This window comes from Acinetobacter guillouiae (genome assembly GCF_002370525.2).
GTDB classification, from domain to species: Bacteria; Pseudomonadota; Gammaproteobacteria; order Pseudomonadales; family Moraxellaceae; genus Acinetobacter; species Acinetobacter guillouiae.
In genome coordinates, this window is record NZ_AP014630.1 from 4,147,142 (window position 1) to 4,173,042 (window position 25,901).

Annotated in this window: 30 protein-coding genes and 1 pseudogene; 9 read left to right on the top strand and 22 right to left on the bottom strand. The window is 40.2% G+C overall.

Annotated elements, in window-relative coordinates; genetic code table 11:
* Positions 1-6 precede the first annotated feature (6 nt).
* The 16 genes and pseudogenes from rpsN to AS4_RS19425 form a co-directional block, all read right to left on the bottom strand.
* On the bottom strand, positions 7-312 hold the full coding sequence (gene rpsN / locus AS4_RS19350; protein ID WP_004725707.1) for a 30S ribosomal protein S14: 306 nt from the start codon (positions 310-312) through the stop codon (positions 7-9).
* A gap of 9 nt (positions 313-321) precedes the next feature.
* A complete protein-coding gene (gene rplE, locus AS4_RS19355; RefSeq protein ID WP_004725705.1) occupies positions 322-858 on the bottom strand; it encodes a 50S ribosomal protein L5 in 537 nt (178 codons plus the stop codon).
* Positions 859-874: 16 nt separating this feature from the next.
* Positions 875-1,192 carry a 50S ribosomal protein L24 gene (gene rplX, locus AS4_RS19360; RefSeq protein ID WP_004725703.1) on the bottom strand — a complete coding sequence of 106 codons (318 nt, stop codon included), beginning with the start codon at positions 1,190-1,192 and terminating at the stop codon, positions 875-877.
* A gap of 11 nt (positions 1,193-1,203) precedes the next feature.
* Positions 1,204-1,572, bottom strand: a complete 369-nt coding sequence (gene rplN, locus AS4_RS19365; protein WP_004725701.1) for a 50S ribosomal protein L14 — start codon at positions 1,570-1,572, stop codon at positions 1,204-1,206.
* A 92-nt stretch (positions 1,573-1,664) separates the two neighbouring features.
* The gene (rpsQ, locus tag AS4_RS19370; RefSeq protein ID WP_004725698.1) at positions 1,665-1,922 is read right to left on the bottom strand and encodes a 30S ribosomal protein S17; all 258 of its coding nucleotides are present in this window, start codon (positions 1,920-1,922) and stop codon (positions 1,665-1,667) included.
* Positions 1,919-2,116 (bottom strand): 50S ribosomal protein L29, encoded by a 198-nt coding sequence (gene rpmC, locus AS4_RS19375; protein ID WP_004725696.1) that lies wholly within the window; start codon positions 2,114-2,116, stop codon positions 1,919-1,921. Before rpmC ends, rpsQ begins: the two co-directional genes overlap by 4 nt.
* The gene (gene rplP / locus AS4_RS19380) at positions 2,116-2,529 is read right to left on the bottom strand and encodes a 50S ribosomal protein L16 (protein WP_004725694.1); all 414 of its coding nucleotides are present in this window, start codon (positions 2,527-2,529) and stop codon (positions 2,116-2,118) included. Before rplP ends, rpmC begins: the two co-directional genes overlap by 1 nt.
* Positions 2,469-3,285, bottom strand: a pseudogene (gene rpsC / locus AS4_RS19385) (30S ribosomal protein S3). The gene rplP and the pseudogene rpsC overlap by 61 nt, the downstream one beginning before the upstream one ends.
* A gap of 1 nt (position 3,286) precedes the next feature.
* Positions 3,287-3,616, bottom strand: a complete 330-nt coding sequence (gene rplV / locus AS4_RS19390; protein ID WP_004816873.1) for a 50S ribosomal protein L22 — start codon at positions 3,614-3,616, stop codon at positions 3,287-3,289.
* A 9-nt stretch (positions 3,617-3,625) separates the two neighbouring features.
* Entirely contained in the window at positions 3,626-3,901 is a 276-nt protein-coding gene (gene rpsS / locus AS4_RS19395; protein ID WP_004281508.1) for a 30S ribosomal protein S19, read from the bottom strand.
* Positions 3,902-3,920: 19 nt separating this feature from the next.
* On the bottom strand, positions 3,921-4,745 hold the full coding sequence (rplB, locus tag AS4_RS19400; protein WP_004725686.1) for a 50S ribosomal protein L2: 825 nt from the start codon (positions 4,743-4,745) through the stop codon (positions 3,921-3,923).
* A gap of 11 nt (positions 4,746-4,756) precedes the next feature.
* Complete coding sequence (gene rplW / locus AS4_RS19405) at positions 4,757-5,077, bottom strand: 50S ribosomal protein L23 (RefSeq protein WP_004725684.1); 321 nt, start codon at positions 5,075-5,077, stop codon at positions 4,757-4,759.
* Positions 5,074-5,676: a 50S ribosomal protein L4 gene (gene rplD / locus AS4_RS19410; protein ID WP_004816870.1), complete on the bottom strand. Its 603-nt coding sequence runs from the start codon at positions 5,674-5,676 to the stop codon at positions 5,074-5,076. The genes rplW and rplD overlap by 4 nt, the downstream gene beginning before the upstream one ends.
* Before the next feature lie 11 nt (positions 5,677-5,687).
* Positions 5,688-6,326, bottom strand: coding sequence for a 50S ribosomal protein L3 (rplC, locus tag AS4_RS19415; RefSeq protein ID WP_004816868.1), 639 nt, complete (start codon positions 6,324-6,326; stop codon positions 5,688-5,690).
* Between the two features lie 61 nt (positions 6,327-6,387).
* A complete protein-coding gene (gene rpsJ / locus AS4_RS19420; protein WP_004725677.1) occupies positions 6,388-6,699 on the bottom strand; it encodes a 30S ribosomal protein S10 in 312 nt (103 codons plus the stop codon).
* 274 nt (positions 6,700-6,973) lie between these two features.
* Positions 6,974-7,699 (bottom strand): type 1 glutamine amidotransferase, encoded by a 726-nt coding sequence (locus AS4_RS19425; RefSeq protein WP_096735213.1) that lies wholly within the window; start codon positions 7,697-7,699, stop codon positions 6,974-6,976.
* Positions 7,700-7,879: 180 nt separating this feature from the next.
* Between AS4_RS19425 and AS4_RS19430 the strand changes: the two genes are divergently transcribed.
* From AS4_RS19430 to AS4_RS19455, 6 genes are all read left to right on the top strand, one after another.
* Entirely contained in the window at positions 7,880-9,070 is a 1,191-nt protein-coding gene (locus AS4_RS19430; RefSeq protein WP_096735214.1) for a PLP-dependent transferase, read from the top strand.
* Between the two features lie 302 nt (positions 9,071-9,372).
* Positions 9,373-10,932, top strand: a complete 1,560-nt coding sequence (locus AS4_RS19435) for a helicase HerA-like domain-containing protein (RefSeq protein WP_096735215.1) — start codon at positions 9,373-9,375, stop codon at positions 10,930-10,932.
* Between the two features lie 317 nt (positions 10,933-11,249).
* Positions 11,250-12,458: an NO-inducible flavohemoprotein gene (gene hmpA / locus AS4_RS19440; RefSeq protein ID WP_096735216.1), complete on the top strand. Its 1,209-nt coding sequence runs from the start codon at positions 11,250-11,252 to the stop codon at positions 12,456-12,458.
* A gap of 94 nt (positions 12,459-12,552) precedes the next feature.
* Positions 12,553-12,996 carry an RrF2 family transcriptional regulator gene (locus AS4_RS19445; RefSeq protein ID WP_004725666.1) on the top strand — a complete coding sequence of 148 codons (444 nt, stop codon included), beginning with the start codon at positions 12,553-12,555 and terminating at the stop codon, positions 12,994-12,996.
* 123 nt (positions 12,997-13,119) lie between these two features.
* Complete coding sequence (gene yihA / locus AS4_RS19450) at positions 13,120-13,977, top strand: ribosome biogenesis GTP-binding protein YihA/YsxC (protein WP_096735217.1); 858 nt, start codon at positions 13,120-13,122, stop codon at positions 13,975-13,977.
* A gap of 136 nt (positions 13,978-14,113) precedes the next feature.
* Positions 14,114-15,061, top strand: coding sequence for a metal-dependent hydrolase (locus tag AS4_RS19455; protein ID WP_056512178.1), 948 nt, complete (start codon positions 14,114-14,116; stop codon positions 15,059-15,061).
* A 103-nt stretch (positions 15,062-15,164) separates the two neighbouring features.
* Here the strand turns inward: AS4_RS19455 and AS4_RS19460 are convergent, their stop codons facing one another.
* Positions 15,165-16,403, bottom strand: a complete 1,239-nt coding sequence (locus tag AS4_RS19460; RefSeq protein WP_034614383.1) for a dicarboxylate/amino acid:cation symporter — start codon at positions 16,401-16,403, stop codon at positions 15,165-15,167.
* Between the two features lie 152 nt (positions 16,404-16,555).
* Positions 16,556-17,431, bottom strand: coding sequence for an acyl-CoA thioesterase (locus AS4_RS19465; protein ID WP_004816853.1), 876 nt, complete (start codon positions 17,429-17,431; stop codon positions 16,556-16,558).
* Between the two features lie 295 nt (positions 17,432-17,726).
* Here AS4_RS19465 and plsB point away from each other — a divergent pair, with 295 nt between their 5' ends.
* Entirely contained in the window at positions 17,727-20,312 is a 2,586-nt protein-coding gene (gene plsB, locus AS4_RS19470; RefSeq protein WP_096735218.1) for a glycerol-3-phosphate 1-O-acyltransferase PlsB, read from the top strand.
* 32 nt (positions 20,313-20,344) lie between these two features.
* Here the strand turns inward: plsB and AS4_RS19475 are convergent, their stop codons facing one another.
* Together AS4_RS19475 and AS4_RS19480 are read right to left on the bottom strand one after the other, a co-directional pair.
* Entirely contained in the window at positions 20,345-20,794 is a 450-nt protein-coding gene (locus AS4_RS19475) for a hypothetical protein (protein WP_096735219.1), read from the bottom strand.
* A 159-nt stretch (positions 20,795-20,953) separates the two neighbouring features.
* Positions 20,954-21,739, bottom strand: a complete 786-nt coding sequence (locus AS4_RS19480) for an NAD-dependent epimerase/dehydratase family protein (protein WP_096735220.1) — start codon at positions 21,737-21,739, stop codon at positions 20,954-20,956.
* Between the two features lie 59 nt (positions 21,740-21,798).
* Here AS4_RS19480 and recG point away from each other — a divergent pair, with 59 nt between their 5' ends.
* Both recG and AS4_RS19490 read left to right on the top strand, forming a co-directional pair.
* Positions 21,799-23,844, top strand: coding sequence for an ATP-dependent DNA helicase RecG (gene recG / locus AS4_RS19485; protein WP_096735221.1), 2,046 nt, complete (start codon positions 21,799-21,801; stop codon positions 23,842-23,844).
* Between the two features lie 220 nt (positions 23,845-24,064).
* The gene (locus AS4_RS19490) at positions 24,065-24,694 is read left to right on the top strand and encodes a ComF family protein (RefSeq protein WP_096735222.1); all 630 of its coding nucleotides are present in this window, start codon (positions 24,065-24,067) and stop codon (positions 24,692-24,694) included.
* 52 nt (positions 24,695-24,746) lie between these two features.
* Here AS4_RS19490 and AS4_RS19495 read toward each other — a convergent pair whose 3' ends face one another.
* A complete protein-coding gene (locus AS4_RS19495; RefSeq protein WP_167468960.1) occupies positions 24,747-25,145 on the bottom strand; it encodes an NUDIX hydrolase in 399 nt (132 codons plus the stop codon).
* Positions 25,146-25,222: 77 nt separating this feature from the next.
* Positions 25,223-25,840 (bottom strand): LOG family protein, encoded by a 618-nt coding sequence (locus tag AS4_RS19500; protein ID WP_096735223.1) that lies wholly within the window; start codon positions 25,838-25,840, stop codon positions 25,223-25,225.
* Positions 25,841-25,901 lie beyond the last annotated feature (61 nt).

The following is a 25,901-nucleotide window of genomic DNA, read 5'->3' on the forward strand; positions in this document are numbered from 1 at the left end:
CGCTCCTTACCAGCTTGCCTTAACAACGCCCGGTACATCACCCTGCATTACTGTGTCACGTAATTTGTTACGGCTTAAGCCGAACTTACGGAAGTAACCATGAGGACGACCAGTTAAACCACAACGGTTACGAAGACGTACTGGAGACGCATTACGTGGTAATGCTTGTAACTTCATCATCGCTTCGAAACGTTCTTCATCAGATGCATTTACGTTTGCAATCGTAGCTTTTAATTCAGCACGTTTTGCAGCGTATTTAGCAACTGTAGTTTCGCGTTTCAATTCGCGATTAATCATACTTTTCTTAGCCATATCGACCTCTTATTTGAACGGGAAGCCGAATGCACGGATTAGCGCACGGCCTTCGTCATCAGTACGAGCAGTCGTAGTGATAGTAATATCCATACCACGAATACGATCGATCTTATCAAAATCGATTTCAGGGAACATAATTTGTTCCTTGAGACCCATTGAATAATTACCACGACCATCGAATGATTTCGCAGAAAAACCGCGAAAGTCACGAATACGAGGGATAGCGATAGAGATCAAACGGTCTAAGAATTCGTACATTTGTTCGCCGCGTAAAGTTACTTTACAACCAATCGGCCAACCATCACGGATTTTAAAACCAGCGATTGATTTGCGCGCTAATGTAAGAACTGGTTTTTGACCAGCAATAGCTTGCATATCCGCCAAAGCGCCATCTAACAATTTCTTGTCAGCTGAAGCTGCACCAACACCCATGTTGATGGTGATTTTAGTAATGCGAGGAATTTCCATCACATTGCCCAAACCAAGTTCTTCTTTCAACTTAGCTCGGATTTCGTCGTTATAACGTGTTTTAAGTCTGGCCATAGCCTAGTTCAACCTATTACTTCGCTACCGCCACTGATTCACCATTTGATTTGTAAACGCGAGTTTTCACGCCTTCAATCACTTGGTAACCAACACGGTCAGCCTTTTGGGTTGCAGCATTAAAAACTGCCACGTTTGAAATATGAAGCGAAGCTTCTTGTGTAACAATAGCGCCTTCAGCACCTGTTGCACGGTTCGGCTTTTGATGCTTCTTAACTAAATTAAGGCCTTCAACCTTAACTTGGTCATTTGAAACAGACAAAACAGTACCCTGTTTGCCTTTTTCTTTACCTGCGATCACAATTACTTGATCGCCTTTTCTAATCTTAGCCATGATTGCCTCTATTATAGAACTTCAGGAGCCAATGAAATGATTTTCATGAACTGTTCAGTACGAAGTTCACGAGTCACTGGTCCGAAAATACGAGTGGCAATCGGAGCCTTGTTGTTGTTCAAGATAACTGCAGCATTATCATCGAAACGGATCACAGAACCGTCTGGACGACGAATACCGAATTTAGTACGAACTACAACTGCATTCATCACGTCACCTTTTTTAACACGGCCACGCGGAATTGCTTCTTTTACAGTAACTTTAATAATGTCGCCAACAGAAGCATAACGACGATGTGAACCACCAAGTACTTTAATACATTGTACGCGGCGAGCACCACTGTTGTCTGCTACGTCTAGCATACTTTCGGTCTGAATCATTGCCCTACTCCAAAACCGAGCATCACCGGTCGCAATTTCGAAAGGCTCAAAGAGTACTCGAAATTGACCGATGATGCAACAAGAACGTCTAATTACTCAGCAGCTGCTTCAATAACTTCCACTAAAGTCCAAGCTTTAGTTTTTGAAATTGGGCGGCTTTCTTTAATGGTTACAACATCGCCAGTTTTAGCAGTGTTGTTCTCATCATGAGCGTGTAATTTTGTTGAACGGCGGATTGATTTGCCATACAACGGGTGTTGAACGCGGCGTTCAATAAGTACAACAATAGACTTGTCCATTTTGTCACTTACTACTTTGCCTGTTAACGTGCGAACTGTTTGCTCACTCATTGTGCGTTCCCCTGTTTTTCGGTAAGGAGGGTCTTGATACGAGCAATAGTCTTACGAGTTAACGCAACTTCATGCGATTTACCCAATTGACCAGTTGCTTTCGCCATACGAAGACGGAATTGGTTAAGCTGTTGCTCATCAAGCAAAGCTGCCAACTCTTCTACCGATTTTTCACGTAGATCTTTAGTTTTCATTACATCACCGTCTTAGTAACGATAGTGGTTTTAAATGGAAGCTTAGCAGCTGCAAGCGTAAACGCTTCGCGTGCCAATTCTTCACTAACACCATCCATTTCGTACAAGATCTTACCTGGTTTGATTTGGCAAACCCAGTATTCCACAGAACCTTTACCTTTACCCATACGAACTTCTAATGGTTTTTCAGTAATTGGTTTGTCTGGGAAAACACGGATAAAGATCTTACCACCACGTTTAACACGACGGCTAATTGTACGACGCGCAGCTTCGATTTGACGAGCAGTCATTTGACCACGCTCAACAGATTTAAGTGCGATTGTACCGAAAGATACTGTGCTACCACGATGCGCTAGACCAGTGTTACGGCCTTTTTGCACCTTACGGAATTTAGTACGTTTAGGTTGCAACATGGATTATTCTCCTTTTTCAGCAGAACGATCATTGCGACGACCACGACGCTCTTGACCTTCACCACGACCGCGACCGCGTTTAGCTGGACGTTCTTCAGCAGGAGCAGGGTTCATGACTTGTTTCATGCCACCTAAGATCTCGCCACGGAAAATCCAAACTTTAACACCAATCGTACCGTAAGTAGTTTCAGCGCGCATAGTTGCATAGTCGATGTCAGCACGAAGTGTATGTAAAGGTACACGACCTTCACGATACCATTCAGTACGTGCAATTTCTGCACCACCTAAACGACCAGAAACTTCAACTTTGATACCTTTAGCACCAGCACGCATAGTGTTTTGAACCGCACGCTTCATAGCACGACGGAACATTACACGTTTCTCTAATTGTGAAGCAATTGCTTCAGCAACTAAACGAGCGTCTAAGTCTGGGCGATCGATTTCGTTGATGCTTACTTGCGCTGGAACACCCATAATCTTGGTAAGTTCACGCTGTAATTTCTCAATGTCTTCGCCTTTTTTACCGATAACGATACCTGGACGAGCAGTGCTAATTGTTACCTTAGCAGCACCTGTAGGACGTTCGATAAGAATATTGCTGATCATCGCGCTTTTAAGTTTTTTAGTTAAAAACTCACGAACTTGAAGATCTTTAAGCAAGTATTCAGCGTATTGTTTCGGACTCGCATACCAGTTGGCGTTATGACGTTTTACAACACCAAGGCGGATACCGATTGGATGAACCTTCTGACCCATATCAAACCCCTACCTTAACGGTAATGTGACAAGTACGCTTAGTAATACGATCTGCACGGCCTTTAGCACGTGGCATAATACGTTTAAGGCTAGTGCCTTCATCAACGTAAATCGTAGTAACCTTAAGGTCGTCTACATCTAAACTGTTATTGTGTTCAGCGTTTGCAATTGCAGATTCCAATGCTTTTTTCACTACAACTGCAGCTTTTTTGTTGCTGAAGTTTAAGATATTAAGCGCGTGAGCAATAGATTTGCCACGGATTAGGTCTGCAACCAAACGAGTTTTTTGTGCCGAGATAGCGGCACCGCGTAATTTAGCAGTAACTTCCATCATAGCACCTTAACGTTTAGACTTCTTGTCAACACCGTGACCACGATAGGTACGAGTTGGCGCGAATTCACCGAGTTTGTGACCAACCATATGTTCAGATACGATCACTGGAACATGGTTACGACCATTATGTACAGAAATTGTTAAACCAACAAAATCCGGGAGGATCATCGAACGACGCGACCAAGTTTTGATCGGCTTACGGTTATTAGCCGCGATAGCCGCTTCAACCTTAGCGAACAAGTGCGCATCGACGAATGGGCCTTTTTTCAGAGAACGAGGCATTGTCAGATTCCTTTACTTGTTACTTAACGCGACGGTCGCGAATGATCATCTTAGTCGTACGCTTATTGGTACGAGTTTTGTACCCTTTAGCTTTTTGACCCCATGGGCTTACAGGTTGAATACCTTTGTTACGCCCTTCACCACCACCATGTGGATGGTCAACTGGGTTCATCGCCATACCACGAACGGTAGGACGAACACCACGCCAGCGTGCAGCACCTGCTTTACCAAGTGAACGAAGGTTGCTTTCTGAGTTAGATACTTCACCTAACACAGCGCGACATTCAACGTGTACTTTACGCATCTCGCCTGAACGAAGACGAATGATTGCGTAAGAACCGTCACGACCCAACAACTGAGCAGAAGTACCAGCAGAACGCACTAATTGTGCACCTTTACCGATTTTAAGCTCAATGTTATGTAATGTAGAACCGATAGGCATATTACGAAGCGGTAAGCAGTTACCTGGACGAATTGGAGCATCGTTACCAGATTGTACTTTATCGCCAGCACGTAAGCCTTTAGCAGCAATAATATAACGACGTTCACCGTCAGCATATTTCAATAAAGCAATATGCGAAGTACGGTTAGGATCGTATTCAATACGTTCAACTACAGCTGGGATGCCGTCTTTGTTACGTTTGAAGTCAACGATACGGTAGTTTTGTTTATGACCACCACCAACGTGACGAGTTGTAATGTGACCGTTATTATTACGACCACCAGTACGTTTTTTAGCTTCAACCAACGGTGCATAAGGCGCGCCTTTGTGAAGATGATTATGAACCACCTTCTCTACAAAGCGACGTCCTGGAGACGTTGGCTTACATTTTTGAATTGGCATAATTTTCGTCCTTATTCCGCTGTGCTTTCAGCGGTATCGCCCAAGTCAGCCATTTCAACATCTTGGCCAGCTTTCAGGGTGACGTATGCTTTTTTAACATCAGAACGACGTCCTAATGTTTTACCAAAGCGTTTAGTCTTACCTTTAGTGATAGTCGTGTTAACTTTAACAACTTCTACACCAAATAATTGCTCTACTGCTTTTTTGATTTCAAGTTTGTTTGCATCGATAGCAACTTTAAAAACTTGAACACCAGCAGTTTCGCCTAGAACTTGTGCTTTTTCTGAAAAAACAGGCCCTTTTAGGACTTGATAGATACGTTCGTTGTTCATCCGAGTTCTACCTCAATCTTCTTAGCAGCCGCAACAGACATAACAACTTTATCAAACGCGATCAAGCCAACAGGATCGATCCCAGCAGCATCAACCACATCAACGTGTGGAAGGTTACGAGCAGCTAAATATAGATTTTCATCTACAGCTTCAGTAACGATTAATGCGCGAGTAGCGTTCAAGCCGTTTAGTTTTGCAAGCAATTCTTTAGTTTTTGGAGCTTCAACTGCAAACTCTTCAACCAATACAAGACGATCTTGGCGAACAAGTTCAGCTAAGATACATTGCATTGCACCGCGGTACATTTTGCGGTTTACTTTTTGAGACCAATCTTGTGGACGAGCAGCAAAAGTTTTACCACCACCAACCCAGATTGGGCTACGAATAGAACCAGCACGAGCGCGGCCAGTACCTTTTTGACGGAATGGTTTTTTACCACCGCCAGAAACGTCTGCACGTGACTTCTGAGCTTTAGAGCCTTGACGACCACCAGCTAAATAAGCTGTAACAACTTGGTGTACAAGAGCTTCATTAAATTCACGTCCGAAAGCAACTTCAGACAATTCAACAGCAGAGCCGGAAACAGTTTTTAAATTCACGTTATTTCCCCTCAGGCCTTGATCGTAGGACGAACGATAACGTCGCCACCAGTAGCACCAGGAATCGCACCTTTAACAACAAGAACTGAACGTTCTGCGTCGATAGATACAATTTCAAGACCTTGTACAGTTACGCGATCATCACCTAAGTGACCAGGCATTTTTTTGCCTTTGAACACGCGACCAGGAGTCTGGTTTTGACCTGTAGAACCAATTACACGGTGAGATACTGAGTTACCATGTGTAGCATCTTGCGTACGGAAGTTCCAACGCTTAACACCACCCTGGAAGCCTTTACCTTTTGATTGACCAGTAACGTCAACAACTTGACCTACTGCGAACAAATCAACACCGATAGTGCCACCAACTTCACGACCTTCAAGATCAGCTTCTGCAACGCGGAATTCTTTAACTAAACGACCAGCAGCAACACCAGCTTTCGCAAAGTGACCTTTCTGAGCATTTGTTACGCGAGATTCGCGACGTTCACCAGTAGTGATTTGAATCGCTTGATAACCATCAGTTTCAAGCGTTTTGATTTGAGTGATACGGTTAGGATCAACCTCAATCACTGTTACAGGCACAGAAACACCAGCATCTGTAAAGATACGTGTCATACCGCACTTGCGACCGACTAAACCAATAGCCATGTGCATAAACCTCTAAAAAAGCGGCCTAATTAACTTATAGAGCGTTAATTAACCGAAAGCCTTAACCCAATGCGATCTGAACATCAACACCAGCTGCAAGATCCAACTTCATCAACGCATCTACAGTTTTATCTGTAGGTTGAACGATGTCGATCAAACGTTTATATGTGCGGATTTCATATTGGTCACGCGCATCTTTGTTCACGTGTGGTGATGTTAAAACGTTAAAACGCTCGATGCGAGTAGGCATCGGAATTGGACCACACACTTGTGCGCCAGTACGTTTTGCTGTTTCTACGATCTCTTGAGAAGATTGATCAATTAAACGATGATCAAAAGACTTAAGACGGATACGAATTCTCTGGTTAGACATACCAGTTAACTCCAAGCCAAATATATAAAGAATCACCCTTGACGCATCTCACCCCACTAAATAAGGTAAGTGTCAAAGGCAGTGAAAATCACTAAGGTCGTGATCGATGCCACGACTGTAACGATCTGAATGACTTTCTTCGCCATTCACCCCACCATATCGGAGGGTCGCTCATTATAACGATTGTTTAACACTTAAGCAAACTTATTTGGACATTTTTACCTTTTTTTGAGTAATTAATTATAAATAAAGCGCTTATTATTTAAACACCAGCTTAAACCCTTAAAACGTAGTCAATAGCATGATTGAGCAACTGATTCCCAATCACATAATCCGTTTGTTGTGATTTTTTTAGATTCAATAATGATTGACTGTGCACCCCACTAAACACCATATCCTCTTCTTCATGTTCAATGAAGATTTTTAAGCTATGCGGGGTGATTTCTGGATGAAACTGAAACCCCAATACATTTTTACCAATCTGATAAAGTTGGTTGGGACATGCTGGATTCTCCGCCAAACGAATTGCACCTTTGGGAATATCAAAGGTCTCACTATGCCATTGCATGACATTGACACGTTCAGGCAATTGGAAATAATCTTCTGGCACATGGTTGCTTTTATTGACCAAGGTCCAGCCAATCTCTTGCACAGTATTACGTCGAACATTGGCACCTAGAGCATTGGCTATCAACTGCCCACCCAAACACAACCCGATTGCGGGCTTTTCCGATGCCAAATAACGGCGGATCCATCGTTTTTCGACCTTTAACCAAGGATAGTTGGCCTCATCATTTACACTCATTTCCCCACCCATAATGATGAGTAAATCCACATCATTGACATGCGGCAAAGCTTCTATTTCTAATTGTGAATCTGTGGGTAAAGCAAAAAATTCTGTTGCAGTAATTTCTGCGCCCATTGCTTTTAAATACTCATAACAGCTACCAAAGCCTTCACCTGCAATATGCTGAAAATAATGCACTTTAAGTTTTTTCATGTTATCACCTATTCTTGTTGTATCAATTACGCTACAAATCACAAAACATAGTTGGATAAATGCAAAAATGAAGCCAATATCAATTTTATTTATTATTTTTCACAATTTATTGCTTTTCGTCACTGAGCGATTATGTTTTGCTTACTTTAGTCCGGCTATTAACAAAAATTGAGTATTCCTGTGAAACAAAAACCAGTTACTGCTTTAATTCATTCTTCTCGTAAAGCACCACAATATATAAATACAATACAGCCTCCCCTATTTCGTGCGTCAACAATTATATTTGAAAATACCGATGCACTATTTAATCGCCATTGGACAGATCGTTATGACTATAGTTACGGCACACATGGCACACCGACAACGTTTACCTTAGGCGATCACATTGCCCAAATAGAAGGTGGTGAATATTGTTTACTTGCACCCAGTGGTTTATCTGCAATTAATCTAGTCAATTCATGTTTTTTAAGTCATGGAGATGAAGTCTGGGTTGCAGACAATATCTATGGTCCCAACATGGAACATCTACGTCATCTTGAAAAAAGTTATGGCATTATCGTTCAAGTTTATAATCCTATCGATGCAGACACATTCCAACCCAATGAAAATGCCAAACTGATTTGGTTAGAGGCCGCAGGTTCAGTCACACTCGAATTTCCTGATTTGGTGAGGTTAGTCAAAAAAGCCAAAGCAAAAAATATCCTCACGGCTTTGGATAATACCTGGGGCGCTGGCCTAGCGTTTAATGCCTTTGATTTTAGTCATGAACATTTAAGTGTAGATATCAGCGTACACGCCTTAACCAAATACCCAAGTGGTGGTGGCGATATTTTAATGGGATCTGTTGTCACTCAAGATAACGCTTTACATCATAAGCTGTTCCGTATGCATGCCATTCAAGGTATCGCGATTTCGGGTGACGATGCCGCACAAGTGCAACGTAGTTTGGCCTCAATGCAAATTCGTTATGAGCATCAGTCTCAAAGTGCTTTAAAGATTTTAAATTGGTTAAAGAGTCAAAATGCATTTGCTCAAGTTTTACACCCTGCGGATTCAGACAATATAAGTCACACCTATTGGAACCAAACCTGTCAAACAGGACAAAGTGCTGGTCTGGTTAGTGTTATTTTTAAACCGGAGTTTGATGTCAACAAAATCAGAAAGTTTTGTGATCATTTATCTTTATTTAAACTCGGTTTTAGTTGGGGTGGTCCTGTCAGCTTAGTCATGATTTATAATCTGACAGACATGCGTCATTTAGAACGCACACACCTAGAGCAAGGTCTATTGGTTCGTTTCTGTATTGGCTTAGAGCATCCAGACGATTTAATCCAAGATATTCAAAACGCACTTCAAGCCATTCAGGCTTAATATTTCAACTCAACAGGCTTAATACATAATATCTAGGTCTTTGCTATATAAATGATGGCAAGGGCCCTACACTCACCTTTAAACACGATTAAGTGCAGAGATCATTCAGCGAAAAGTACATTTAGCTTTTACTTATTCCCTGTGCATTTCAAGAAACAATCCACACTACCCTACATTCATATTCAACAATAAAAACAGATTTACAACATCATCATTTAATGCAATTTTGTATAACAACAATGATATAAATATTGAGTCAGATGAAGAATATCCAAACTCAAATTAAAGCTATAGGAATAACAATGGGCACACCAATCGTCATCGCAAAAAAAACCTCAGATACAACACAAGATATTATATTACACTCACAATTTGCTAACCGTCATGGTTTAATTGCAGGCGCCACAGGGACAGGTAAAACCATTACCCTTAAAGTGCTTGCTGAAAGTTTTTCACGGATTGGTGTACCCGTATTTCTTGCCGATGCCAAAGGTGATGTTTCCAGTATCGCCAAAGCAGGTTCAACCAATCCTAAATTTGAAGAACGCATTAAAAGCTTGGGAGTAGACAGTGTTCCTTTTGCTGCGTCACCGACTATTTTTTGGGATTTATTTGGTGAGCAAGGACATCCGATCCGTACCACAATCTCTGAAATTGGCCCACTGTTACTTTCGCAAATGCTGAATTTAAATGACACTCAAGAAGGTGTGCTTTCAGCGGTGTTCCGTGTTGCAGATGATCAGGGCTTACTGTTAATTGATTTTAAAGATTTAAAAGCCATGCTGACCTATGTCAGTGAAAATGCGGCAGCTTTAAAAGCAGAATACGGCAATCTCTCACCAGCAAGTTTAGGTGCTATTCAGCGCAATCTATTGGCTTTAGGCGATCAGGGCGGTCAACGTTTCTTTGGTGAGCCAAGCCTTGATATTATGGATTTTATCCAAACTGATGCCAATGGACATGGTTATATCAACCTATTGGCTGCGGATAAGCTGATGAACACACCAAAGCTCTATGCGACCTTCCTGCTTTGGATGCTTTCAGAATTATTTGAAAAGTTACCTGAAGTCGGTGACTTAGATAAGCCAAAATTGGTGTTCTTTTTTGATGAAGCGCATTTGCTCTTTGATAATGCCAGCCCAGCATTACAAGAAAAAATTCAACAAGTGGTCCGTCTAATTCGCTCTAAAGGTGTCGGAATTTATTTCATCTCACAAAGCCCATTAGATATCCCAGAAAATGTTTTAGGACAGCTGGGCAACCGTGTACAACATGCCTTACGCGCGTTTACCCCTAAAGATCAAAAAGCAGTAAAAACTGCTGCTGATACTTTCCGCGCTAATCCAGAGTTTAAAGTAGATCAAGCGATTACTGAACTTGCTGTCGGTGAAGCGCTTATTAGTTGCCTAGATGAACAAGGTACACCTCAAGTGGTTGAACGAGCGATGGTGATGCCACCCTACTCATCGTTTAGCCCAATTACTTTAGATGAACGAAAAGCCTTGATGGCGCAAAGTATTGTCGCGGGGGTTTATGACAATGAAGTGGATCGTGATAGCGCTTATGAAATGCTACAACGTAAAGTTTCCGATAACTCACAGCAACAGGTGGCTTTTGATGCAGTGGCTCAACAAGCCAAGCAATTAGAAGAGCTCACAAAGCAACAACAGACTCTCGATAAGCAACAAGCCAAAGAGCAAGAACGCTTAGAAAAAGAGGAAGCAAAAGCTGCAGCTGCACGTGCCAAACTGACTCAAGATGTGATCGGAACTTTTGCTAAAAGTGCCGCAAGAACCTTAGGCGGTCCTACAGGGCAAAAACTGGTCCGCGGTTTGTTAGGTTCATTATTTGGTGGCCGTTAATTCGTTTAAACACAAATGTGAGGAGCGTTAGCGCTCCTTTTTATTTCCCATTTTATAGCTTATGTTCTTGCTTATGTTTTTATTCGCTTATCCCGCTTATCAAGCCCGCTAAACATATCTAAAAGCATATCTAAAAACTTATTCAAAAAAATCATCTAAAAAACTTAAAAATAAATTCAAATATTTCAATCAATAAAGCTTAAATTCAAACTAAACCATAATTATTTTATGTGTTTTTCTTAAAGGTGTATTGCAAATACACTTTATAAGATATATTTTAAATACATCTTATAAATGACAGCCTAGAGAGATCAACAATGACTCCGCAGCAAATTGACCTTGTAAAAGCAACAGTTCCTGTTCTTCGCGAAAATGGTGTAGCACTTACCGGTTATTTTTATAACCGCATGCTCGGCAATAATCCTGAGTTAAAAGAAACTTTTAACATGGGGCATCAACGTAGTGGTGCGCAGGCTCAAGCCTTGGCTGGTGCTGTTTTAGCATATGCTGAAAATATTGAAGATCCTTCAGTACTTTTGCCTGTGGTTGAACTAATTGCCCACAAACATGTCAGTCTGAATATTCAAGCACCTGATTACAACATTGTCGGTGAAAACCTATTACATTCAATTAGTGAAGTATTAACTATTTCGATGGAAGATCCATTGATTGACGCATGGGCTGCAGCTTATGGGCAATTGGCCGATCTATTTATCAGCACTGAAAAAGCGATTTATGAGCAACACCAACAAACTCAAGGCAGTTGGTTAGGCTGGCGTAAATTTAAAATCGCTAAAAAAGTGAATGAAAGTGAAGAAATTACCTCTTTCTATCTCGCACCAGTCGATGGTGGCGCATTACCTAAATATGAAGCGGGTCAATATATTTCAGTACGCGTATTTGTTGACGCGCTAGGCTTAAAACAACCACGTCAATACACGCTATCGACAAGTCCACAAGCAGACTATTTACGTATTTCAGTTAAACGTGAAGATGAAAAAGGTGATTTGGCAAGTGGCTGGGTATCAAATACTTTACATGGCTTAGCTGAAGGTTCAGAAATTGAAGTGTCTGCTCCAACAGGTAACTTCTACCTAATTGATAGTAGCAAACGTAATGTCTTCATTAGTGCGGGTGTAGGTTTAACCCCAATGATTGCAATGCTTAACCAATTGGTGACTTTAGACATGCCTCAACCGGCTAGCTTTATCCATGCATGCCGCAGCAGCCAAGTACATGCGATGAAACAGCATATCCAAGAGCAAAAAACTAAATTTCCACGTCTCAGTACATTTACGGCTTATGAGTTCCCACATAGCGGTGATGTTATAGGTGAGGACTATGATGTGGCTGGTCGTTTAGACTTGGCAACGGTTGATACAGCACTACTCCCAGCCCATGCTGATTATTATCTTTGTGGCCCAATACCATTTATGCAACAACAACACCAAGCATTGGTGGCTCGTGGTATTAAACCTGAACAAATTCATAGTGAAGCGTTTGGTACGGGTGGTGCAGGTATCTAAATCTCCATCCGTTCTTTATAAGGCTGGTCTATGATAGACTGGCCTTATTTATTTCAGGATGAGATACATCTTTATCATTAGATGAGCACCCTACATGCAACTAAATAAATTTACCGACTATGCCCTGCGCATCTTAATGTACATCGCGCCTCCAAAAGATGTGCCTTATACGATTGCTGAAATTGCAGAAGATTTACATGTTTCAGAAAATCACTTGGTCAAAATTGTGCATTTTATGGGAAAACAAGGTTGGTTGATTACCACACGAGGTAAAGGCGGTGGTTTGCGCTTAAACCCAGATATCTTAGAATTTCGCTTAGGATATATTGTACGAATTCTCCAACGTGATGCACAAATTGTAGAGTGCAATACGCCACCTTGTGTGCTACGTCCACGCTGCGGCTTAAAGGGTATTTTAGATCAGGCGGTTGAACAGTTTTATCAAAGCCTAGATCACTATACTGTTGCCGATGTTCTCAACGCTCCACCACAACATCCAAAGATCGTAAACTCGCCTATTCCCAATCTCAATGTTTAAGTCACAAAAGCTCATCGCCCAGCATCTTAATAACCAATATTCCTGTTAACACGATCAAAATTCGCTTGAACCTCCGACTTCCTTTATAATGCACTTTGTTTATCCGTTTATTGAAGTTGAAATATGCATCGCAGCAGTGGAAAGTCTAAAAATAGTAAGACCTCAAGCGCCCCTAAACAAAAAATCAGTTATGAAAAAAAGGCTGATCCTGCGATTTCAGAATACTCAACTTCATCTTTGAACTGGTTGCGTAAAGCTGAATTTCTAATGAGTGCGCCTAAACTGAATCTTTGTGTAGAAGATACTGGTTATGAAGTTGCCTTTGCAGGCCGTTCAAATGCTGGAAAATCAAGTGCTATCAATGCATTAACCAATCAAAAGCAATTGGCACGTGCGTCGAAAAGACCTGGCCGTACGCAAATGATTAACTTTTTTAGTTTAGGTAATCCAGACCAACGCCTTGTCGATTTACCAGGTTATGGTTATGCAGCTGTACCTGAAGCAATGAAACTTGTATGGCAAAAAGAACTTGAGAATTATTTGATTCATCGAAAAAGTTTACAAGGTCTTGTTCTACTCATGGATATTCGCCACCCTTTACAACACTTCGATGTGATGATGTTGGAATGGGCGTATTCACGTCACTTGTTTGTGCATGTACTGTTGACTAAATCCGACAAACTCAACCGTGGTCCTGCCAGTAAAGTGTTGTTAGATGTACAACAACAATTGAAGAAAATGAAGTTGAATTTTTCGATACAACTGTTTTCATCACTCAATAAACAGGGGCTAGAAGAACTCGCGTCAATTATGGCCGGTCGCTTAAATTACACCTTAGACAAAACTTTAGATTTTGATATTGATGCAATTCCTGAAGCCACTGAAGATGATTTGGATGATGAGTTCATTGATCAAGACCAAGAATCCGAATTCAATAGTGAAAATATTGATGGAAATGTAGATGAAAATCCACAAGCATAAATAAAAAAGTCTTGTCTAACAAAATTCATCACATATTGATACTGGAATGTCCTAAATTGCTAATAACTATTTAGGACATTTTTTTATACTTGAATAATAAAGTGTGAAATCACCAAAGAAAAATTAGGACACTGTGATGAAGTTACTCGCTAAATTAAAGAACAGTCGGATTGGATCGTCTATTCAGTACCACATCAAACCACGTAAAGTGAAATTTGAATGGCAAGATACCCCTGTCGATTGGATTCCAAATCAGCCATTTGTCAGCTACTTTATCAATGAAATTAACAATATTCTTCCAGCAGGTGAATTTTGGTTTTGCCGTTTATACAATCGTGTTTTACCCAAAATCACAGATGAAAAATTAGCTGAAGATGTTCGTGCATTTATCCGCCAAGAAGCGATGCATGCCCAAGCACATGCTTCGGCAAATAAAGAATACTTAACTGTGCGTAATATTGATATTCAACGTAATCTTGAGATTATGGATTTCTTGTTTGGCAAATTACTCGCAGATCAACCACTCGGCTTTAAAGTACCCAAAGTCCTTGATCATCAATGGGATTTGTTCCGTTTAGGTATCGTCGCCACTGTTGAACATATGACTTGTGTCTTGGGTAAATATGCGCTTTATAATAAAAAATGGGCGGAATTGGGTGCAGATCCAAATATGCTTGATTTAGTCAAATGGCATGGTGCCGAAGAGATTGAACACCGTACAGTGGCTTTTGATCTGTATCGTCATTTGGGTGGTGGTTATATTTCTCGTTATTATCAAAGTGTTATCGTGATTGCCGCTGTATTGGGCTTATGGGTTGATGGTGCTGCACATATCATGGGGCAAGACCCACGTTATGCAGATAAAAAACCTGCTTTCTATAAGCCTTGGATTTGGCGTGAATGGGCAAGTATCGCACAATCAGATAATCGCTTAATGCCACATCCATTATGGTTGGTTTCACAGCAATTGGGCTATTTAATGCCTTGGTATGATCCAGTACATGAAGCTAAAACAGAAGATGCAATTGCTTATTTGGATCAATCTCCTGCAGCAAAACGTGCATTGCCTAGAGTTGCAGCATAATAACTGTTAAAACTAATCAATACTGAAATCAAATAAAAAAAGCAGGATTAATATCCTGCTTTTTTTTTGGGCCAATCTTTTAGAACAAGATCCTAACCATAGACTAAGTTGAACTTTCCATATCTTTGGTGTTTCGGTCAACGACTACACTAATCATCATATCCCCTTGTACATTCACTACGGTACGTACAGTATCGAGAATACGGTCAATTGGCAGAAGAATCGCAATTGCCTCTGCTGGTAATCCCACAGATTGTAGCACCATGATCATGGTGACCATGCCCGCACTTGGAATACCCGGTGCGCCCAATGAAGCAATCATCGCAGTCAGACAGACAATCACTTGTTGGGTAATTGATAACTCTAAACCCATTAAATTGGCAATAAAAAGCGCTGCTGCTGCTTCATAAAGTGCTGTCCCATCCATGTTTAACTGAGAACCGAAAGGAATCACAAAGCCTGCAATTTGTGGACGCACGCCTAAATTTTCTTGAGTACACTTTAAACTCAAAGGCATGGTTGCAGAACTTGAACTGGTTGCAAATGCTGTAATTAATGCTGCACGCGTTCCTTTAAAAAAGGTAATCGGATCCATTTTCCCAAAGATCCATAACAACAATGGCAGAACCACAACACCATGAAATATGGTGGTTCCTGTAACAACAATAGCAAACTCAGCAAGACGGCTTAAAATAGAGATGTCTTCTGTTGCAATCAGCTTTGCCATTAATGCAAAAATACCAATTGGCGCAACTTTCATCACCCAACCAACCAACATCATCATGATGTCAAAAAACTGACGTGCCAGTTGTTTGATTGAATTAAAACGCTCTCCACCATGTACCAGTGCCAAACCCAATAACAAAGCAAACAGCACCACTGCCAAAACATTACCATCACTAAATGCTTTAAATGGATTGATGAGAGTATTTTGAATAAAATTGGTTAAAAACGAGCTGGGTGTCAGTGAATCTGGGCTTTTATGTTGATTCATTGCATCTTGAAACATTGCAATGTCCACACCTTGTCCCACATTGAATAGATGTGTCGAGGCTAAACCGAGGATAAGTGCCAATGTCGTTGTGGTTACACAACAAGCCAAGGTTATTTTCCAAACTCGACTGAGTTGACTGCCCGCTTCTAAGTTTGAAACACCCACCAAGATTGAACTAAAAATAAGTGGAACCAAAAGCATTTTTAATAAACCAATAAAAATACTACTGGCGATGCTCAAACCATAAATGCTGGCATCTAAAAATTGAGTATTAGGAAATTGATTTAATAAAAATCCAAATGCCACACCAAGAATGGCTGCAATAAAAATTTGGGTGTTTAAACTCATCTTCGCTGACTATTATAAATATTTACACGTTGAACTATGCCATTGAAGTTATTTAGAATCGAGCATTTTTTTGTCACAAGCTCTGCTAAAAAATAGAAAAGCCATCATAGATGATGGCTGAGTTTCACGATTAGCGTATCAGTGCAAATGTATTATTGAGTTTCGATTTCACGTACTCGCATCAAGCCTTCTTGAACTGTACTACACACCAATTCGCCATTTTGCCACATCCGACCAAAATTCAGACCGCGTGAATTTGCACTGACTGTAGCATCCATATCATAAAGCATCCAATCATCTGCTTTCACTGGTTTATGGAAATAGATTGTATGATCGATACTGGCACATTGCAAACTTGGCGAGAGGTAATTGAGACCATGCGGGCGCAAAGCAGTCATCATCAAGGTATAGTCCGAATAAAATGCAACAATTGCTTGATTTAAGGAGATATCATCCGCCTGCTCTGCGGCTAATGGCTCATGCGTACGCAAGTAATGTGCATAAGACGGTGCTTCAGGTTGTGGTTGAAATGGATTGGTCACATTGATCGGACGAATTTCTACCTGACGTGGACGCATAAACGCAGCGCGAATATTTTCCGGGATAAAACTGATTAAATTTTCTTTAAGCTCTTGCTCTGCTTTTAATTCATCAGGTGCTGGATATTCTGGTTCAGCAATTTGATAATTCAAGCCTTCTTCAGGTGTTGCAAATGACACCATTGCCGAAAAAATGGTACGTCCATGCTGGATTGCACGCACTTGGCGACTTAAGAAGCTTTTGCCATCACGTAACCGATCAACTTCATAAATGATTGGGGCATTGATATCCCCACCATATAGGAAATACGCATGTAAAGAATGTACGGGGCGATCAGCTGTGTATGATGCTGCCCGCAGTGCTTGTCCTAAAACTTGCCCACCAAAAACACGCTTACCAACTAAATTTCGACTTTGACCACGAAAAATATGTTCTTCAAGTTTTTCAAGGGTTAAAAGCTCTACAAGCTCTTGGGTTAAAGCATTCATAAGTGACCTTTCTATATACTGAATACTGACTTTATTCCAATGGATAGAACAAAGTATCCATATTTTAGAGATTTAACTCTATTTTGCCATAAGTCCTGAGAGAAACATTAAATTTTCATAAACTGTATTGTCACTTCTCTTGTGCTGATGGATTGTTTAAAATACGTTTTTTAACGATAAAATCTGACAAGCGACCCGCAGTTTGTCAGAAAATGACATACTGTTCTGTGCTTTAATTACAGAAAATATTTTTTATCCGCTTTATTGCGTGATTCACCATTGGCTAGGAGTATTTATGTCCAAGAGTGGCTTTGGTCAAATGTATCGTCGACTTTCGAGTAAAATACTTGACCTTGTGGTAACACCACATGTTCTTGGAGAGGTTCCTACAGAAGCTCAACCTTTAGACCCTTCAACTGAAAATTCTGAGCTCATTCAGCCCACAACTCAAAAAGTTGTCTGCTATGTTCTACAGAATTACTCACGAAGTAACGCTTTAGTTGTTGATGGTGAAACACGTCGTTTGCAGCTTCCTCCTGCACTTGACCCATTAATGATTGGCAATAGTCGCGAAAAAGCTGCGATTTTATTTTTACAACACCAAGATGAAAACAATTATTTTAATCCGCCTACGCATGCTTATCCGCCGCGTTTAGTTAGACTGATTGAATCACTTGATCAAAATGTTGATTTAGATATTGAATTAATCCCTGTCACAGTACTGTGGGGACGTTCACCAGATAAAGAAGACTCTTGGTTTAAACTGTTATTTACTGACACTTGGGCAACGCCAAGTAAAGTTAAACAGTTGATGAACATTGGTTTACATGGTCGACAGTCATTCCTAGAATTCCATGAAGCGCAATCACTTAGAGCTTTAGTCGATCATGCGAAAATTGCTCATCCCAATATTTCACCAGCCACTTATATTGTCAATCAATTAAATGACTACTTAGATCGTCAGCGTGAGGTCATTCTCGGTCCAGATTTATCTGATCGCCGTAATGTCATGCAATCACTGATTAAAGCCCCTGATGTACAGGATGCAATTCGTAAAGAAAGTATTCGCTCAAAAATCAGCATGATAGATGCTGAACATAAAGCGATTGGTTTTGTAAACGAAATTGCATCCGACTATTCTGCATCGGCTGTACGCTTTGCGGATATGGCTTTGACTCGTCTATGGACACAACTTTATGACGGTGTTGAAGTACATAACTTCAATACTGTGCGCGAGTTAGTCAAAGACTATGAAGTGATTTATACACCTTGTCACCGTAGCCATATCGATTACTTGTTATTGTCTTATGTGATTTATAAACGTGGTTTGATGGTGCCGTATATTGCTGCCGGCGATAACCTTAACATGCCATTTGTCGGTCAATTACTGCGTGGAGGCGGTGCATTCTTTATCCGTCGTTCATTCCGCGGCAATGCACTTTATACATCAGTATTTAAAGAATATTTATTTAGCATCCTGTCTAGAAACACACCTCTTGAATACTTTATTGAAGGTGGTCGTTCTCGAACTGGGCGTTTGTTACCCCCGAAAACTGGCATGCTCGCAATGACGGTACATGGTCATTTGCGCGGCCGTGCCAAACCGATTGTCTTTATCCCAACCTATGTCGGTTATGAGCGCTTGATGGAAGGCGCAACCTATGTCGGCGAAATGAATGGTAAGCCAAAAGAAGCTGAATCCATCTGGGGAATCTTGCAAACCCTGAAAAAAATTGAGCGTATTTTTGGTAAAGTGCATGTTAATTTTGGTGAGCCTGTTTTCTTAGATGACTTACTCAAAGCACATGGCGCTGATCAAATCACCATTGAACATAATGATGATCCAATTCCGCAAGAAGTCTCAGATGCAGTAACCAGCTCGGCAAATGCGATTCTGGAAAATATCAACCGTGCTGTGGTCATCAACCCTGTTTCTTTATTGTCACTGATTTTATTGGCAACTCCAAAACATACACTTGATGAAGAAATCTGCATTAAACAGCTTGATACATATCGCAAGTTATTAACCGCAAATCCTTATGACAGCCGTACTCAGGTCACGCCATTGTCAGGTAAAGAAATCATTGCCTATGGTATGAAACTGAAATTGATTAAACGTGTTCAACACGTCCTTGGCGATATTATTGCCATTGAAGATAATCAAGCCATTTTACTGACTTACTTCCGCAATAACATTTTGCATGCCTTTGTTTTACCGTCGCTGGTCGCGGCATTAGTCGAACATAATGGCAAGATCAGTAAGTCTGATTTACTCAATGTGATTCGTACCCTTTATCCATTCTTAAAAGCAGAGTTGTTCTTAAAATGGAAAGATAGTGAAATCAAGGCTCAAGTGACTGAATATGTCGATGCTTTGGCTCAAGCGAATTTAATTTTTGTCGATGATGAAGATTTTATTTTCAGCCCTGCGCCAAACTCAGAAGACCATAATCAATTGGCTGTTTTAGCTGCTCCAGTACGTCAAAGTCTTGAACGTTATTACATGACGCTGGCTTTAATTACTCAACGTGGCTCTGGAAATATCTCGATTCGCCAAGTTGAAGAATTAAGTCACTTGGTTGGACAACGTTTATCTGTATTGTATGAGTTCAACTCACCTGAGTTCTTTGATAAAGCGTTATTCCAAAGTTTTATGAAAGTCTTAACTGAACAAGGCTATATCAAAACCAATGAAGACCATGCCATTGTTTTTGATGAGCAGTTTAGAAATGTTGCGCAATATGCCAATTTGGTGCTTGATGATGTAACTTTGCAAATGCTGCACCATATCACCTCATTTACAGATGAGGAGTTAAAAGAAGCTTTAGATGCTTTAGCCGCTCAACAAGCCAAGAAGCGTTTAAAACGGAAGAAGAAGTAATTTTTGTTTAATCTTCTCATATATAAGAAGGACTAATTTAGAAGTTGAGTTAACTCAGCTTCTAAAGCAATCAAGAACTCTACTAATATTTTGTTGTTTACAGTAAAAATAATTGCTTCTGTATACCCTGCACTCTCAGCACCATAATACACCCCAGAAGGAAACTTGATCATAAACTCAATACTATCTTCATCAGGCTCATCAAAACGTTTAATATCAAAAAGCATAAACATATCATAATGATAAAAGCTTACATCCTTAACCGTTCCATCTATCAATAGTTTAAGATTTTGAATAAATGTAATTATTACAACTGGCCACAAAGTGAGTACTTCATTTGCCGAATACTTAAAAATACGGTTTGGCGTTATTAGCTCAAAGTCTATTTGAATCAAGTTTTCACTAATTTTTTTCTCGTAAAAATAATCAATAAATTTAATATTTAAACAAACTGTATTAGTTATGTCTTTTAGTTGAATCATAAAAATTGAAATTCTTAACTACTAAAGTTATTTCAATAAAACATTAATTTTGTTTAAAACAAAGTATTAATTTAAAGAATCTATAGTTCCAATACTCTTAAAAATACAAGTAATAATTCGAAAATCTTATATTTTAAATCCAATAAATCTGATGTCTATTTAATGAGCGTTATTCTTCAACTCAAATCCACTCTCCCTCATCCTCTCCGCAAAAATTCTTTTACCTGTTTCCTTTTCGCTTTCCAAAACCAATTCTGGCAAATTCAACTCACGTTGAATATTTAAAATTTTCTCATGCAATGGTAGCGGTTGATTATTTGTACAAATATATGATTTTTCTGGATGTTCCACGTGAAGCAAATGCGCTAAGAAATGTGCAAGGTCATCTATATGGATTCGATTTGACCAATGAATATTGGGATAGCTGTGTGTGGTTTCTGCAAGTTTAATCATACGAGCAACGGATGTACCATAAATCCCAGTTGGGCGCACAATCACACATTTAGATGGATAAGCCTGTTGCCATCGCCGCTCCATTGCCAATAACAACTGCCCCTGTTGATCACTTGGAATAGGCGTTGACTCATCATCAATACGTTCACCATGGTTTTCCCCATAAACACGTGTCGATGAAACCACAATAACTCTTTTGAGCGGATGGTCTTTTAAAGCCCTTACAATCGGCTGTACCGAGTCGACATAGGTTTGTTGATAATTTTCGATAGCACTTAGCGGAGAATTTCGAGATGGTGCGAGCAATACATACACCACATCGACAGGCTGAATTTGCGCTAAATCGAGTTGTTGAATGTCTTGAATCAAATGTTGTGCGAAATCATCATCTTTCGCACTGCGGCTAACTGTGGTAATTTGGTGATCTTGCTGAAATAATTGTTTGGCAACACGTTGCGATGTTTTACCATAACCAATAAATAGAATATGCATTACACGACCTATTCTTCGAAACCGATTTTCAAAATCAATCAAACTTAAGTTGAGGGGACATGGCTGCCGTCCATCAATTGCAAGGGGTTGGCAATGCCGCCGCTGCTTTACTTGAAAAACTAAATATTTTCACCACAGATGATTTGCTGTTTCATTTGCCACGTGATTATGAGGATCGTAGCACGATCATTCCCATGAACCAATTACAAGTCGGTCGTAGTTATCTCATGGAAGGCGTGGTCAGATCAATCGATATGCCACCCGGTAAACGCAAATCGATGGCGATTTTATTGCAAGATGATTTTGGCAAAGTTACTTTACGCTTCTATCATATCTATAAAGCACTCACAGATCGTGCTAAAGCAGGTAATCGTTTAAGAATTTTTGGGGAAGTCCGTGTTGGCGCTCGTGGCCTTGAACTTTACCATCCTGAGATCCAGTTAATTACTGAACATACAGCACTCCCTAAAACGCAACTGACAGCAATTTACCCTGCCACCGAAGGCTTAACCCAACCCAAATTACGTGAATACGTTAAGCAAGCTTTAAACCAGCACGCTGATGCTTTACCTGAGTTATTACCTGAAAAATTCACCAATGGTTATGCGCTTAAACAGGCATTGGAGTATATTCATCACCCTCCTGTAAATGCCAATATGCTGCAACTTTCACAAGGTTCTCACCCTGCTCAACAACGTTTAATTTTTGAAGAATTGGTTGCACATCAAATCAGCCTATTAACTCGACGTGCTTATATTCAACAAATTGCAGCGCCAGCATTTTCAACCAGTAAAAAATTTGCAAAAGCCTTATTGGCAAGCTTACCTTTTGAAATGACCAATGCACAAAAACGTGTATCAAACGAAATTGCCAAAGATTTAAAACAAAACAAACCTATGTTGCGACTGGTTCAGGGCGATGTAGGTGCAGGTAAAACATTGGTTGCAGGTGTTGCGGCTTGTCATATTTTGGAAGAAGGTTGGCAAGTGGCGCTAATGGCACCGACTGAAATTTTAGCTGAACAGCACTATATCAATTTTAAGAAATGGTTCGAGCCACTCGGTTTAAATGTGTCATGGCTTTCAGGCAAACAAAAAGGCAAAGCACGCGCTGCGGCTGAACAAACCATTAAAGATGGAACTGCCAATATTGTGGTGGGTACCCATGCTTTATTTCAGGACAATGTTGAATTTTCCAAACTTGGTCTTGTGATTATTGATGAACAACATCGTTTCGGGGTAGATCAACGTCTAGCTTTACGTAATAAAGGCGTGGATAACACCACACCACACCAATTGGTCATGACAGCAACACCAATCCCTCGCACACTGGCAATGTCTGCCTATGGTGACCTAGATACCTCAGTGATTGATGAATTGCCTCCTGGACGTACTCCCATTCAAACAGTCACGATTCCACTTGATAGACGAGAAGAAGTCTTGAATCGTATCACCAGCAACTGCGCTGAGGGTAAACAGGCATATTGGGTCTGTACATTGGTCGAACAATCAGAAACTCTCGATGCTCAAGCCGCAGAAGCCACCTATCAAGAGATTAAAGATCGCTTTCCACAGATTAATATTGGCTTAGTCCATGGAAAAATGAAAGCCGATGAGAAGCAACGGGTCATGCAACAATTCAAAGACAATGAATTGCAACTGCTGATTGCAACGACAGTGATTGAAGTCGGGGTCGATGTTCCAAACGCTTCCATTATGGTGATTGAAAATGCTGAACGCTTAGGTCTGTCTCAGTTGCATCAGTTACGTGGTCGGGTCGGTCGTGGTGCGACCGCAAGTTTCTGCGCCCTACTCTATAAACATCCTTTATCACAAAATGGCCAAGAACGTTTACGCATCATGCGTGAAACCAATGACGGTTTTATCATTGCAGAAAAAGACTTAGAAATCCGAGGACCGGGTGAATTACTGGGCACCAAGCAAACAGGAGATTTGGGTTTCCGTGTTGCCAAGCTAGAACGAGATGATCATTTACTCAACCAAGCACATTATGTTGCCAGTCAAGTACTCAAAGATGATCCAGAAAATGCTGAAGCTTTATTAAAACGCTGGCTACCTGAAGCACCGAGATATGCCTATGTCTAAACATGTATTTACAACATCCATGCATAAACATCATAGCTTAGATATTTGATTCATTCAGTCTAACGATGCTTATCAAAATCTATAACCACAAATGATGACATGGAGGTTGTCATAACATGGTGATATGAAGATTAAGCGATATAAAGCTTAATAAAAATCTGCTATTGATCTATTCAGCACACTATGCGAAATTAATCACAAATAAAAAATAGAACAGAGCATGCTCCAATTTACCAATCAACTTCTCCATAAATGCGTACAAAGTCTTTCCCCTTGCCTGCTTTGTGGAATAGACCGACAACAACAGCATTCTCTTTGTAACACGTGTTGGAACGAACTTCCTTGGTATAAGCAGCATATAGAACGGCATCAACACCAGATTGTTTGTGCTCACCGTTACGACTTCCCAATTGATCGCATCATCCAAGTCTATAAATATGAACAACAACTGCAATATCAGAGACTATTGGCACAAAGTTTATTGAATTTAAGCCTACCTAAAATTCAAGCCATTGTTCCTATGCCAATTTCTACTGCTCGTTTAAAAGAACGTGGCTACAATCAAATGCTGATTATCGCCAAAATCATGGCAAGGCAATTAAATATCCCAGTATGGCAACCCGTGATTCGAGAAGCACAACATTCACAAAAAGGTTTAAGTAGAATTGAGCGCTTAGAAAATATTGAATATCAATTTAAAATGATCAAAACAGAAAAAAGAAAATATAAAAAAGTACTGATTATTGACGATGTCGTGACCACAGGCAGTTCAATTCATGCTTTAACCCGTGCTTTAGAAAACTTAGGCTGCCAGCAGATTTATAGCGTGTGCATTGCCGCAGCTCAATAAATTTTCATCATCGCTCAGCGATACATACATTGTGAAGCAAACATAGCAAAAATTATGAATGGATTAAATTTGCTTTACACCATGGGATCACGATCTCTTTGGTCAATGGCGCTAAAAGCGTTTGCGCATCATCCAAATCAATCCATTTCATTTCAGCAATTTCTGCATTGATTTTTGGTGTTTGTTCTAGGTCGACTAGATAGAGATAACTCACCAAATGAAAGTCTGCTTCATTGGCCGCTTTTGTTTCAAAACGCCCAATAAACTGAGTAATCTCGGCTTGAACACTAATTTCTTCTAAAATCTCACGCAACATGGTCTGCTCAGGTGGTTCATTGGGTTCTAGCTTTCCACCAACCTGCATAAAAAATTGTGTATTTTGCTTTCTCACCAAAAGCAATTGATTTTTATCATTCAAAATCACAGCTGCCGCGACAGTAATTACATTCATAAGATTTAAAAATAGAATAAAAACACAATATATTGTGACAGCAATAAATTTAAAAACAATATATTGTGTTTTAGTTTTTAACCAAATGTGCGATCTGCTTGATCTAATTTAACCAATTCTTCACGCTCTTTTACACCCCATTTTGGTTCTGGTGCTTGATAGTGACTAAACTGGGTTAGAATTTCTTCGATCGAAGCAGAATGAATCAACTGATCTGTAAAACGCGCTTTAGAAAAACCTTTGTCTGTCGTGAGTTGAATAAATTTCAATAAATCATCATAAAAACCTTCAACATTTAAAAATGCACAAGGTTTTAAATGAATTCCCAATTGTGCCCACGTCCATTGCTCAAAAATCTCTTCAATGGTTCCTGCACCACCAGGCAATGCAATAAAGCCATCGGAAAGTTCAGACATTTTTGTTTTACGTTCATGCATATTTTTAACAATATACAGCTCAGTCAAATCTGGATGGGCCAATTCACGATCGACCAAACCCTGAGGGATCACACCAATCACTTTGCCTCCTGCTGCCAAAGCACTGTCAGCAACAATGCCCATTAAGCCTGAACGACCACCACCATAGACCAAAGTTTTCCCTTGCTTGGCGATTGTTTCACCAGTCAGCTCTGCTACATCAGCAAAAATTTGATCCGTACCTAACGATGAACCACAAAAAATAGCAATAGAATTCATAAATTTAACCTAACTTTAATTTTGTCATGCTAAAAATGCAGACGGCCAATCAAGATTTTTT